Origin of the sequence: Pseudomonas sp. PDM32 (assembly GCF_019219225.1) — a bacterium.
GTDB classification, from domain to species: domain Bacteria; phylum Pseudomonadota; class Gammaproteobacteria; order Pseudomonadales; family Pseudomonadaceae; genus Aquipseudomonas; species Aquipseudomonas laurylsulfatiphila.
On record NZ_JAHUWE010000004.1, the window covers coordinates 211,117 to 222,918 of the forward strand.

Annotated in this window: 12 protein-coding genes; 6 read left to right on the top strand and 6 right to left on the bottom strand. The window is 58.9% G+C overall.

Going from position 1 to position 11,802, the window contains the following annotated elements; all coding sequences use genetic code 11:
- Positions 1-58: 58 nt before the first annotated feature.
- On the bottom strand, positions 59-1,564 hold the full coding sequence (gene glpK / locus KW846_RS09610; RefSeq protein WP_218482073.1) for a glycerol kinase GlpK: 1,506 nt from the start codon (positions 1,562-1,564) through the stop codon (positions 59-61).
- 74 nt (positions 1,565-1,638) lie between these two features.
- On the bottom strand, positions 1,639-2,490 hold the full coding sequence (locus tag KW846_RS09615) for an MIP/aquaporin family protein (protein WP_218477669.1): 852 nt from the start codon (positions 2,488-2,490) through the stop codon (positions 1,639-1,641).
- A gap of 348 nt (positions 2,491-2,838) precedes the next feature.
- On the opposite strand from KW846_RS09615, the gene ybaK reads away from it, so the two are divergent.
- Entirely contained in the window at positions 2,839-3,309 is a 471-nt protein-coding gene (ybaK, locus tag KW846_RS09620) for a Cys-tRNA(Pro) deacylase (protein ID WP_007971306.1), read from the top strand.
- Between the two features lie 95 nt (positions 3,310-3,404).
- Positions 3,405-4,187 carry a PhzF family phenazine biosynthesis protein gene (locus KW846_RS09625; RefSeq protein WP_218482074.1) on the top strand — a complete coding sequence of 261 codons (783 nt, stop codon included), beginning with the start codon at positions 3,405-3,407 and terminating at the stop codon, positions 4,185-4,187.
- Positions 4,188-4,318: 131 nt separating this feature from the next.
- On the opposite strand, the gene KW846_RS09630 is transcribed toward KW846_RS09625, so the two are convergent.
- Together KW846_RS09630 and argF are read right to left on the bottom strand one after the other, a co-directional pair.
- Positions 4,319-5,428 carry an ABC transporter ATP-binding protein gene (locus tag KW846_RS09630; protein WP_218482075.1) on the bottom strand — a complete coding sequence of 370 codons (1,110 nt, stop codon included), beginning with the start codon at positions 5,426-5,428 and terminating at the stop codon, positions 4,319-4,321.
- Positions 5,425-6,345 (bottom strand): ornithine carbamoyltransferase, encoded by a 921-nt coding sequence (argF, locus tag KW846_RS09635; RefSeq protein ID WP_218482076.1) that lies wholly within the window; start codon positions 6,343-6,345, stop codon positions 5,425-5,427. Before argF ends, KW846_RS09630 begins: the two co-directional genes overlap by 4 nt.
- Before the next feature lie 404 nt (positions 6,346-6,749).
- Between argF and KW846_RS09640 the strand changes: the two genes are divergently transcribed.
- The 3 genes from KW846_RS09640 to grxD all read left to right on the top strand — a co-directional run bounded on the left by KW846_RS09640 (position 6,750) and on the right by grxD (position 9,720).
- Positions 6,750-7,040, top strand: coding sequence for a hypothetical protein (locus KW846_RS09640; protein WP_104449295.1), 291 nt, complete (start codon positions 6,750-6,752; stop codon positions 7,038-7,040).
- Between the two features lie 132 nt (positions 7,041-7,172).
- Positions 7,173-9,281 carry a molybdopterin oxidoreductase family protein gene (locus KW846_RS09645; RefSeq protein WP_218482077.1) on the top strand — a complete coding sequence of 703 codons (2,109 nt, stop codon included), beginning with the start codon at positions 7,173-7,175 and terminating at the stop codon, positions 9,279-9,281.
- Between the two features lie 97 nt (positions 9,282-9,378).
- Entirely contained in the window at positions 9,379-9,720 is a 342-nt protein-coding gene (grxD, locus tag KW846_RS09650) for a Grx4 family monothiol glutaredoxin (RefSeq protein WP_007971318.1), read from the top strand.
- A gap of 236 nt (positions 9,721-9,956) precedes the next feature.
- Here grxD and bfr read toward each other — a convergent pair whose 3' ends face one another.
- The gene (bfr, locus tag KW846_RS09655) at positions 9,957-10,430 is read right to left on the bottom strand and encodes a bacterioferritin (protein WP_116581125.1); all 474 of its coding nucleotides are present in this window, start codon (positions 10,428-10,430) and stop codon (positions 9,957-9,959) included.
- Positions 10,431-10,630: 200 nt separating this feature from the next.
- Positions 10,631-10,849 carry a bacterioferritin-associated ferredoxin gene (locus KW846_RS09660; RefSeq protein WP_007971322.1) on the bottom strand — a complete coding sequence of 73 codons (219 nt, stop codon included), beginning with the start codon at positions 10,847-10,849 and terminating at the stop codon, positions 10,631-10,633.
- A gap of 310 nt (positions 10,850-11,159) precedes the next feature.
- On the opposite strand from KW846_RS09660, the gene KW846_RS09665 reads away from it, so the two are divergent.
- On the top strand, positions 11,160-11,762 hold the full coding sequence (locus tag KW846_RS09665; RefSeq protein WP_007971324.1) for a peroxiredoxin: 603 nt from the start codon (positions 11,160-11,162) through the stop codon (positions 11,760-11,762).
- Positions 11,763-11,802 lie beyond the last annotated feature (40 nt).

Genomic DNA, 11,802 nt, shown 5'->3' on the forward strand with positions numbered 1-11,802 from the left:
GATGCCGCAGGAATCCGCTCCCTACCAGTTACATACAGATACGGGGACTGGAGTTCGCTTATTCAGCCTCGTCTTCAACGGCCCAATCGCGGGTACGGCTGACGGCTTTTTTCCACCCGGCGTAGAGTTTTTCCTTCGCCGCTTCATCCAGCGTCGGCTCGAACCGGCGCTCGATCACGGCCTTGCCACGCAACTCTTCCAGGCTGCCCCAGAAGCCACAGGCCAGGCCTGCCAGGTAAGCGGCGCCGAGTGCTGTGGTTTCGCGCATTTGCGGGCGCTCGACCTGCGTGCCGAGGATGTCGGCCTGGAATTGCATGAGGAAGTTGTTGGCCACCGCGCCGCCGTCCACGCGCAGAGCTTTCAGACGCTCCCCGGAGTCCTGCTGCATGGCGTCCAGCACGTCGCGGGTCTGGTAGGCAATCGACTCCAGCGCGGCACGAATGATGTGGTCCACGCGAACGCCGCGGGTCAGGCCGAACAATGCGCCACGGGCATACGGGTCCCAGTACGGTGCGCCCAGACCGGTGAAGGCCGGCACCAGGTACACGCCGTTGCTGTCCTTGACCTTGTTGGCGAAGTATTCGGTGTCGTGGGCGTCGTTGATGATCTTCAGCTCGTCACGCAGCCATTGCACGGTGGAGCCGCCGTTGAACACTGCGCCTTCCAGTGCATAAGCCACTTCGCCGCGAGGGCCGCAAGCGATGGTGGTCAGCATGCCATGCTTGGATTTCACCGCTTTGTCACCGGTGTTCATCAGCAGGAAGCAGCCAGTGCCGTAGGTGTTTTTCGCCTGGCCTGGCTCGACGCACATCTGGCCGAAGAGGGCGGCTTGCTGGTCACCGGCGATACCGCCTATGGCGATGCCGCTTTTGGTGTGGCCGTAGATTTGCGAGGACGATTTAACTTCCGGGAGCATTTCGCGCGGAATATCCAGCAGCTCCAGCATCTTCGCGTCCCACTCGAGGGTGTGGATGTTGAAGAGCATGGTGCGCGAGGCGTTGGTGTAGTCGGTGACGTGCACCTTGCCGCCGGTAAATTTCCAGATCAGCCAGCTGTCGACGGTGCCGAACAGCAGTTCGCCATTGCGCGCACGTTCGCGGCTGCCTTCGACGTTGTCGAGAATCCACTTGAGCTTGGTGCCGGAGAAGTAGGGATCGGTGACCAGGCCGGTGGTGTCGCTGATGTATTGCTCGTGGCCATCGCGCTTGAGCTGCTGGCAGATCTCGGTGCTGCGTCGGCACTGCCAGACGACGGCGTTGTAGATCGGGCGACCGGTGTTCTTGTCCCAGACCACGGTGGTTTCGCGCTGGTTGGTGATGCCGATGGCGGCTACCTGGTCGTGGTGCAGGCCGGCTTGTGCCAGGGCCTCGACCATCACGGCGCTTTGGGTGGCGAAGATCTCCATCGGGTCATGCTCGACCCAACCGGCTTGCGGGTAATGCTGGGCGAACTCCCGTTGGGCGGTGCAGACCACGTTCGCGTCGCGGTCGAAAATGATCGCGCGGGAGCTGGTCGTACCCTGATCGAGGGCAATGATGTAGTTCTTATTCTGTGTGTCGGTCATGTCGATTGCCTTGGACGAAAAAAGGGAGTGAGGTCTGGCGCGTGATCAAAGGGCTGGGGCACGCGCCAACGGTATCAGGACGTTCTGGGTTTGCCGTCAATGGCAGGTCGCTCATCCTTTGTAGCAGGTACGGCGCCGGGCAGATGGCGGGCAATCAGCCCGCGATAGGCGGCGGCGCCGAGGCAGGCACCGACAATCGGCGCAAAAACAGGAATCAGGAAGTACGGAATATCGCGTCCGCCAGTGAAGGAAATTTCACCCCAGCCAGCGAAGAAAGTCATCAGTTTAGGGCCGAAGTCCCGCGCAGGGTTCATGGCAAAACCGGTCAGCGGTCCCATCGAGCTACCGATCACCGCAATCAGCAAGCCGATCAGCAGCGGTGCCAACGGGCCTTTCGGCAGGCCATTGTTGTCGTCGGTCAGGGACATGATTACGCCCATCAGGATGGCCGTAATGATCACCTCCACCAGAAATGCCTGGGCGGTGGTGAGCGCAGGATTCGGGAAGGTGGAGAACACGGAGGCCAATTCAAGGCTGGCTTGCGTGCCACGAACCATGTGCTGTGTTTGTTCGAATTCGAAGAATAGATTGCTGTAGAGCGTGTAAACCAACAACGCGCCACAGAAGGCACCTGCCACTTGGGCGAGTACGTAGAAAGGCAGTTTGCGCTTTTCGAAGTCCGCAAAAATGCTCAGGGCAATGCTGACGGCAGGGTTCAGATGAGCCCCGGAAACCCCGGCGGTGAGGTAGATCGCCATGCTGACGCCGACGCCCCAGATAATGCTGATTTCCCACAAACCAAAACTGGCACCCGCGACCTTGAGCGCGGCAACACAACCGGTACCAAAAAAGATCAGCAGCGCCGTACCCAGAAACTCGGCCATGCATTGGCTCGAGAGCGACGGTTGTTGTAAAGCAGTAGTCATTGAAACCTCATTTTTTTTGTTGTCTGGCGCGTTCTTGCCTTCATGGTCAACGCGCGTTTTTCACCGAGGCAGGATCCCCATCCTGGTCGCGGTTTACTGCCGGGTACAGCGGTAGGACGTTTCGTGCAGTTTCAGAAACGAAAAAATATAGACAAGAAACGCTGCTGTCAAAGGTCGAAAGTGAACCATCAGTCACAAAAAAACTATTCGTTGCTTGAATGAATGAGTCATTGCGCAATGGGATGGCCAGGCAATGGCGTTATGAATGCGCCGCCGTAGAGCCTTTTGACGATCAATGTCCTAGAATCCGGCGCAGTATTTTCTTCTGCCGCCCAGTCTGGAGCTGCCATGACCCCCGCATTGGATTTATTGAAAAAGGTTCGGGCCGAACATCGCGTACACAGTTACGAACATGACCCGAAGGCCGCTTCCTATGGTCTGGAAGCCGCGGAAAAACTCGGGCTCGACCCGGCGCAGGTGTTCAAGACTTTGCTGGCGGCCAGCGAAAAAGGAGAGTTGCTGGTGGCTGTGGTGCCGGTTGTCGGCAGCCTGGACTTGAAAGGGCTGGCCCATGCCGCCGGCGTGAAAAAGGTCGAAATGGCCGATCCGGCGGCAGCGCAACGCTCTACGGGCTATCTGTTGGGCGGGATCAGCCCGCTGGGGCAGAAAAAGCGTTTGCGTACCTTCATTGATAACTCGGCCCAGCCTTTCGCCAGCATTTTTGTCAGTGCCGGTCGGCGTGGACTGGAAGTCGAGCTGGCGCCGGCCGTGCTGGCCGAACACACCCAAGCGAAGTTTGCCGATATCGGCCGTGCGTGAGCGGCAGGGCTGTATGGTGAAAATCAGCCGGTTCTGTCACTGGTGCCGGTTCGGTCGGCGCTGCATGCTCGGCGATCAGACAAAGGGAGAAGGGTATGCAGCTTGAGTTTCATCAGGTCGACGCGTTCAGCAATCAACCATTCAGCGGCAACCCGGCGATGGTCTATCGGCTCGATACCTGGCTCGCCGATGGATTGATGCAGAAGATTGCCGCTGAGCACAACCTCGCCGAAACGGCGTTTGTCGTGCGCGAAGGGCAGGGCTGGCACATCCGCTGGTTTACGCCGACCACCGAGGTGCCATTGTGCGGTCACGCGACACTGGCCAGTGCCCATGTGTTGTTTGAGGTCTATAAAGAGCCGGTCGAGCGACTGGACTTTATCTGCAAATCCGGCCCGTTGAGCGTGACCCGTGAAGAGGGACGACTGTGGCTGGATTTCCCGTCGATCACTGCGTCGCCGGTGAACGTGATCTCGGACATCGAGCGTGCACTGGGTGTGAAGGCTGTCGAGGTACTGGCTTCGAATGAGCTGTTCGTGGTGCTGGAGTCAGAGCAAGCCGTACTCGATTGCAAGCCGGACATGGTCGCCCTGGCGAAGTTGCCATGGTTGGGCGCCATCGTGACGGCGCGGGGCGAGCAGCACGATTTCGTGTCCCGGTACTTCGCCCCGGCGATCGGCATCAATGAAGACCCGGTGACCGGATCGACCCATTGCCTTCTGATTCCGTATTGGTCGAAGCGATTGGACAAGTCGAACCTGACGGCCTGTCAGCGTTCGACGCGAGGCGGGGAGTTGTTCTGTCGACTGGAAGGCGAGCGGGTGAAGATCGGCGGGGATGCGACGCTGGTTGCCAGTGGTACGCTGATGCTGGGCTAACTCACATCCAATTGTGGGAGCGGGCTTGCTCGCGAAGGCGGACTGTCAGTTAACATCATCATCGACTGACACTCCGCCTTCGTCGGAACGCCGCCCGGAGCAAGCCCGCTCCCACATTTGATCCATGTTTGTCAGTTGGCCGTGCTGTAGCGCCGGACACCCGATTCAACAGCAGGAATCTGCGCCGCCGTGCTGCCGCACGCCTGGAACAGCACCAGGTGTTCAGCCGCGACACGAATGCCCACATCTGCCCCGACCTGACGATCGACATGGCTCGGGAAGATGGACTCCAACTGCGCGCCTGTCGGCAGTTGCAAGCGATACAGGGTCGACGCACCGAGGAATGTCTTGCCGGCAATTCGCGCCTTCAGTGCGCTGTCCGGCGCATAGACGATATCGTCCGGGCGCAGCAGCACGTCCACGGCGCCGCCTACCGGCCAGGTGTAGGCCCGGTTGCCGCGCAATTCACCCAGCTCGGTTTGTACCGACTCCGGGCTGCTCAACTGACCGCGAATGAAATAGCCCTGGCCGATGAAGCTGGCGACAAAGGGCGTCAGTGGTTCGTGATACAGGTTGTAGGGCGTATCCCACTGTTCCAGTCGACCTTCCTTGAACACGCCGACGTGGTCGCTGACCGCGAAGGCTTCTTCCTGGTCGTGTGTCACCAGAATCGCGCTGGTGCCACGGGTCTTGAGGATGTCGCGTACTTCATGGCTGAGCTTGCGGCGCAATTCGCCATCGAGGTTGGAGAACGGCTCGTCGAGCAACAGCAGTTGCGGTTCCGGCGCCAGGGCACGGGCCAGGGCGACACGTTGCTGCTGCCCACCGGAAAGCTCGTGGGGGAAACGCTTGCCGAGGTTCTTCAGGTTGACCAGTTCCAGCAGCTCTTCGGTGACGCGATCCTTTTGCGGATGCTTGCGAATGCCGAAGGCGATGTTGTCAGCCACGCTCAAGTGCGGGAACAGTGCGTAGTCCTGGAATACCATGCCGATGCGGCGTTTCTCTGGGGCGAGGGTGAAGCCGGCGCTGGAGATGGTCTCGCCGGCCAGCTGGATTTCGCCTTCGTGTACCGGTTCGAAACCGGCAATAGCCCGAAGAGTGGTGGTCTTGCCGCAGCCGGAAGAGCCCAGCAGGCAACCGATGTCACCGGCGTTCAAATGCAGGTTCAGGTTCTGCACCACGCGTTGGTCTTGATAGCCGCACGCGAGGTTGCGCAGGTTAAGCAGTAATGGCTGGCTCATGCGTGGTGATACGCCGGTTCGACGAGGAATTCGAGCAGGGCTTTTTGCGCATGCAGACGGTTTTCGGCTTGATCCCAGGCCACCGAGCGTTTGTCGTCGAGCAGGTCGACGCTGATTTCCTCGCCACGGTGCGCCGGCAGGCAGTGCATGAACAGCACGTCGTCAGCGGCCAGGTCGAGCAGGGCGTGGTTGACCTGGTACGGTGCGAACAGTTGCAGGCGCTTGGCAGTTTCCTCTTCCTGGCCCATGGAGGTCCAGACGTCGGTGCTCACCAGGTGTGCACCACGCACGGCATCTTTCGGGTCGCGAACGATGGAGACGCGATCGCCGGCCTTGGCCAGGAACACCGGGTTGGGCTCGTAGCCTTCCGGGCAGGCAACGCGCAACTGGAAGTCGAACTGGATCGCCGCTTCTATATAGCTGTTGCACATGTTGTTGCCGTCGCCGATCCAGGCCACGGTCTTGCCCTGGATGGAGCCGCGGTGTTCGAGGAAGGTCTGCATGTCGGCCAGCAACTGGCACGGGTGCAGGTCATCGGACAGGCCGTTGATCACCGGTACGCGGGAGTTGGCGGCGAATTCGGTCAGGTTGCTGTGGGCAAAGGTACGGATCATCACCGCATCGAGCATGCTCGACATGACGATGGCGCAGTCGCCGATCGGCTCGCCACGGCCCAGTTGGGTGTCACGGGGCGACAGGAAGATCGCCTGGCCGCCGAGCTGGATCATGCCGGCCTCGAAGGAGATCCGGGTGCGGGTCGAGGATTTCTCGAAAATCATCCCCAGGACGCGGTTTTTCAGAGGCTCGAACAGTACGCCGCGGTTACGCAGGTCCTTGAGCTCAACGCCTCGACGGATCACGCTGACCAGCTCTTCGGGCGTGCAATCCATCAGGGAGAGAAAGTGCCTTGCGCTCATCATTGACTACCTTTTTGCTACAAACCGCAGATGCTCAAAGCCTTGTTTGACGGAACAACGGGCGAGACCTGCGGCGTAAGCCGCACGGGGCGACGAAATAGGGGAAGGCGCGATCTTATAATTAAATGTCGCGTCTTACCAATAGGGCTACAGTTTTTAGGGAGTTTCAGAGGTGCTACGGGTTCACCGAGGTAGCGCTTTTGAAGTCTGTTTCCTGAATGCAGCGGTTCATTTGTACACCGGCCTCTCGGGGCTTGGCAATCAGGCGGGGCGGCAATGGTGCGCTGACAGTCGGTTTCTGACTTGCCGTTCCAGGTCTTGAGCCATGTGTCGCAAGCTTGAAATATTTGCTAATGCAAAGTGCTGGGTTATAAATAAATCTCGAGTGACGCGGAAGCTTCCCGATGGAATCGAAAGAACAGCTGTTAATGGAGCTACTGGGCCTCACGGCTCGCTCGCTGACTCACCTCACCGCCTCGATGACGACGATGTCCTTTGAGTTATTGCGCAGCGAAGACGAGGTGACCCGGGCTGCCGGCCGTCACATGATCGATCGCATGGCCACTATCAGTGCCGGGCTCGACGAGCACTGGCGCCTGATTGGCGAACTGACCGGTGTCGATGTCGCTCACGGGGCGTTCGAAAACCTCCAGGAAATCCAGTTGCAGGCCCCGCCCAGGCTACCTTCGAACTGAACCCGCGCGGCCATCGGCTGGCCTGATACCCCTCGATTCACAAGACGAACGTCGCTGGCGTGGCGTCGGGTCTGGCGCCATAGTTTTGTTTCCGCGGCCATCGGTGCCCGCCTATGACAAGACAGACTGGCCATGACCAAGACTCTCCATCACCGTGCGTGCCATTTGTGCGAAGCCATCTGTGGCCTGACCATCGAAACCACTGAGTTCGAAGGCGGCGGCGTGCAGATCACGTCGATCAAGGGCGATCCTCAGGACGCATTCAGCCGAGGCCACATTTGCCCCAAGGCCGTTGCGTTGCAAGACATCCAGAACGATCCGGATCGCCTGCATCAGCCGATGCGGCGGGTGGGCAATGAATGGCAGCCCATCGAGTGGGACGCGGCATTCAATCTGGTTGCCGAACGTCTTGCCGCCATTCAGGAGCGCCATGGGCAAAACGCCGTGGCGGTCTATCAGGGCAATCCGAGCGTGCACAATTACGGGCTGATGACCCACAGCAATTACTTCCTCGGCCTGCTGAAAACCCGCAACCGGTTTTCCGCGACGTCGGTCGATCAATTGCCCCATCACCTGACCAGTCATTTGATGTACGGCCACGGTTTGCTGCTTCCGATCCCGGACATCGATCACACCGATTTCATGCTGATCCTGGGCGGCAACCCGCTGGCTTCGAACGGCAGCATCATGACCGTGCCCGACGTGGAAAAGCGCTTGAAGGCAATACAGTCCCGGGGTGGCAAAGTGGTGGTGGTCGACCCTCGCCGCAGTGAAACGGCGGCGATTGCCGATCAGCATCTGTTCGTGCGCCCGGGCGGTGATGCCGCGCTGTTGTTCGGGTTGCTCAACACCTTGTTCGCTGAAGGCCTGACCCGCGACGGCCATCTGCCGGTAGACGGTCTGGAGGACGTGCGGGAGGCCGTCGCGCCGTTCACTGCTGAGGCCATGAGTCCGTTGTGCGCCGTACCGGCCGAACAGATCCGCCAATTGGCGCGAGACTTCGCCGCGGCGCCCTCGGCTGTCTGTTATGGCCGCATGGGCGTCTCGACCCAGGCCTTCGGAACACTTTGTCACTGGGTGGTGCAGTTGATCAATCTGGTCACCGGCAACCTCGACCGCGTGGGGGGGGCCTTGTGCACCGAACCGGCGGTGGATCTGGTGGCGACGACTTCGGGCGGGCATTTCAATTTGTGGCAGAGCCGGGTTTCCGGGCGTCCGGAATACGCCGGAGAGTTGCCGGTCTCTGCGCTGGCCGAAGAGATGCTCACCGAAGGGCAAGGGCAAGTCCGGGCGCTGATCACCGTGGCGGGTAATCCGGTGTTGTCCACGCCCAATGGCCGAAAACTCGAGCAGGCACTGGACGGGCTGGATTTCATGGTCAGCATCGACCTGTACATCAATGAGACCACGCGCTACGCCGACCTGATCCTGCCGTCCACATCGGCCCTGGAAAACGACCATTACGACACCACATTCAACCTGTTCGCGGTGCGTAACGTCAGTCGTTTCAACCGTGCAATCCTCGCCAAGCCCGAAGGGGCATTGCACGACTGGGAGATCTTCGTCGGGCTGGCCAAGGCGTTTGCCGCCAGAACCGGCAAAGAGTTGAAACCTACCATCGCCCCGGCGCAAATGATCGATCGCGGCCTGCGCATGGGGATGTACGGCGACACCTCAGAGCACAAGCTATCGCTGGCGACTTTGTTCGATCATCCCCATGGCGTCGATCTTGGCGCGCTCAAGCCTAACCTTGCACCGCGCCTGAAGACTGCCAATCAACGCATCCAGGCCGCGCCGGCGGCGATTCTCGCTGACCTGGCGCGCTTCGCCGCCTTGAAGGCGCCGGCCGCCGACGAGTTGTTGATGATTGGCCGCCGGCATGTCCGCAGCAACAACTCATGGATGCATAACTATCATCGGTTGGTGAAGGGCAAGCCACGACACCAGTTGCTGATGCATCCGGACGACCTGGCCAGTCGCGGGCTCAGTGACGGACAGCGCGTTCGGGTCAGTTCGCGGGTGGGTGTGATTGAGGTCGAAGTGCTGGGCAGTCTTGATATGATGAAAGGTGTGGTCAGCCTGCCGCACGGCTGGGGTCACGCGCGGCCGGGCGTGCAAATGTCGATTGCCAGCAGTCAGCCGGGCTCCAGCGCCAACGACCTGACCGACGAATGCCGGATTGACGAACTGTCGGGAAATGCCGCGCTCAATGGCGTGCCAGTGACCGTGGCGGCGGCTTGAATCAGTCTGACGGAGAGACCGAGCAGGGCGCTCGGCTTTCCGTTACAATGCGCCACCGTGCCGACCCATGAGTCGGAAAGTTCAGCCGAGGTGCTCCATGGATATCATCGAAACGATTAAAGAGCAGATTGCCAACAACACCATTCTGCTTTACATGAAAGGCTCGCCAAATGCCCCGCAGTGCGGCTTCTCCGCGAAAGCTGCACAGGCCGTGATGGCGTGTGGTGAAAAGTTTGCGTACGTGGACATCCTGCAGAACCCGGAAATCCGCGCCAACCTGCCAAAATACGCCAACTGGCCAACCTTCCCGCAACTGTGGGTTGCCGGTGAGCTGGTCGGCGGTAGTGACATCATGACTGAAATGGCTGCTGACGGTTCGCTGCAGAGCCTGATCAAGGACGCTGCCGCCAAGGCCGCTGCTCCAAAGACCGAAGCCTGATTCGCTTCCTGTAGGAGCGAGCTCGCTCGCGATGGACTAAAGAACGCCGCGGGGAACCAGATTTCCCGCGTTATCGTTGACCACCATCGCGAGCAGGCTCGCTCCTACAACAGCAGGCACAAAAAAAGCCCCGCCACTCGAAAGAGGGCGGGGCTTTTTATTGTGTCTGTTGGGGCTGTCGCCGGCTGCGATCTTTTGATCCTGGAAAGTCAAAAGATCGCAGCCTGCGGCAGCTCCTACTCTTCGCCCATCTGCGATTGCAGATAGTTTTCGATACCGATCTTGTCGATCAGGCCCAACTGGGTTTCCAGCCAGTCGATATGTTCTTCTTCGGATTCGAGGATATCTTCAAGTAGCTCACGGCTGCCAAAGTCGCCAACTGTTTCGCAATGCGCGATAGCCACTTTCAGGTCGGCATGGCCGGTTTTCTCGATACGCAGGTCGCACTCGAGCATTTCCTTGGTGTGCTCGCCGATGTGCAGCTTGCCCAGGTCCTGGACGTTCGGCAGGCCTTCAAGAAACAGGATCCGCTTGATCAGCTTGTCCGCGTGCTTCATCTCGTCGATGGATTCGTGGTACTCGTGCTTGCCGAGCTTGTTCAGGCCCCAATCTTCGTACATGCGCGCATGCAGGAAGTATTGATTGATCGCGACCAGCTCATTGGCAAGGATCTTGTTGAGATGCTGGATGACTGTAACGTCGCCTTTCATGATGGGGTCCTGCCCTTTGTTAGCTGTCAATAGAACAGAGAGTTTGAGCCGCGTATTTAATAGTGTCAAACCTAAGTTATTGAAACTTAAATGAAAATTAATCGGAATAAGAATGTTTGTGTTCCGCGTCTAGAGCATAACTAGTTGATTTTGAGACATAAAAAAACCGGACATATGTCCGGTTCTTTGAAATTTGATAGTTAAGCCGCTGTAAATTCTGCTGGATAGGGAATTGCAGCCTGGGCCGTTTGCAGTTTGGTCAGGGTCTCGCGGACCACTTCCTTGGCAAGACAGGCACATTTTCCGCATTGGCTGGCAACGCCGGTAGCCGCACGGACTTCCTTGTAGCTGCAGCATCCTTCATAGATCGCATCGCGGATTTGACCGTCGGTGACGCCAGTGCAGAGGCAAACATACATAAGGAAGACCGTCGCTGATTGTGACTCAATTGCGATGGATCTTAATGTTAACGAGAATGATTGTCAAAGTGGTTTCAGAGTACTTTTTGTCATAAGCGGGGGTGGCTGACGAACGGTCAATACGGTAAACCGGTGACACAAAACCGTCGGGGATTTCATCGTACCGGGAAAAAACAGCTAAGCCAGCTCAAATACGCGGTGTATGATGACCGGTCTTTTGCGACCGGGGTTCGTGTCACAGGGCTGTCGCCTCAGGGTGGCAGGCTGATGCGAACCCTGTTTCTCACGCTAATACACCAGGAGATATCCAATGAGCGTACTCGTAGGCAAACAAGCCCCTGACTTCACCGTACCGGCCGTACTCGGCAATGGCGAGATCGTAGACAGCTTCACCCTGTCTTCGGCGATCAAAGGCAAATACGGCCTGGTGTTCTTCTACCCGCTGGACTTCACCTTCGTTTGCCCGTCCGAGCTGATCGCTCTGGACAACCGCATGTCCGAGTTCAAGGCGCGCAACGTTGAAGTGGTCGCCGTGTCGATCGACTCGCACTTCACCCACAACGCCTGGCGCAACACCCCGGTCAACAATGGCGGTATCGGCGAAGTTCGCTACACCATGGCTGCCGACATCAAGCAGGAAATCATGAAGGCCTACGACGTTCAGTCCGCTGACGGCGTGGCATTCCGTGGCGCGTTCCTGATCGACGACAAAGGCGTTGTCCGTTCGCAGATCATCAACGACCTGCCGCTGGGCCGTAACATGGAAGAGCTGTTGCGTCTGGTCGACGCTCTGCAATTCCACGAAGAGCACGGCGAAGTCTGCCCTGCCAACTGGAAGAAAGGTGACAAAGGCATGAACGCTTCGCCAGAAGGCGTTGCAGCTTACCTGACCGAGCACGCTGCCGCCCTGTAAGGCGCGCGCTGCAGGTAAAAAGAAACCGGCCATCGAGGCC

Excerpts from the sequence above, each read along its gene's own strand:
- KW846_RS09665 (WP_007971324.1), top strand. The coding sequence starts at position 11,160 with ATGAGCGTACTCGTAGGCAAACAAGCCCCTGACTTCACCGTACCGGCC.
- bfr (WP_116581125.1), bottom strand. The coding sequence starts at position 10,430 with ATGAAAGGCGACGTTACAGTCATCCAGCATCTCAACAAGATCCTTGCC.
- KW846_RS09615 (WP_218477669.1), bottom strand. The coding sequence starts at position 2,490 with ATGACTACTGCTTTACAACAACCGTCGCTCTCGAGCCAATGCATGGCC.
- KW846_RS09660 (WP_007971322.1), bottom strand. The coding sequence starts at position 10,849 with ATGTATGTTTGCCTCTGCACTGGCGTCACCGACGGTCAAATCCGCGAT.
- argF (WP_218482076.1), bottom strand. The coding sequence starts at position 6,345 with ATGAGCGCAAGGCACTTTCTCTCCCTGATGGATTGCACGCCCGAAGAG.
- KW846_RS09630 (WP_218482075.1), bottom strand. The coding sequence starts at position 5,428 with ATGAGCCAGCCATTACTGCTTAACCTGCGCAACCTCGCGTGCGGCTAT.
- KW846_RS09645 (WP_218482077.1), top strand. The coding sequence starts at position 7,173 with ATGACCAAGACTCTCCATCACCGTGCGTGCCATTTGTGCGAAGCCATC.
- glpK (WP_218482073.1), bottom strand. The coding sequence starts at position 1,564 with ATGACCGACACACAGAATAAGAACTACATCATTGCCCTCGATCAGGGT.
- grxD (WP_007971318.1), top strand. The coding sequence starts at position 9,379 with ATGGATATCATCGAAACGATTAAAGAGCAGATTGCCAACAACACCATT.
- ybaK (WP_007971306.1), top strand. The coding sequence starts at position 2,839 with ATGACCCCCGCATTGGATTTATTGAAAAAGGTTCGGGCCGAACATCGC.
- KW846_RS09640 (WP_104449295.1), top strand. The coding sequence starts at position 6,750 with ATGGAATCGAAAGAACAGCTGTTAATGGAGCTACTGGGCCTCACGGCT.
- KW846_RS09625 (WP_218482074.1), top strand. The coding sequence starts at position 3,405 with ATGCAGCTTGAGTTTCATCAGGTCGACGCGTTCAGCAATCAACCATTC.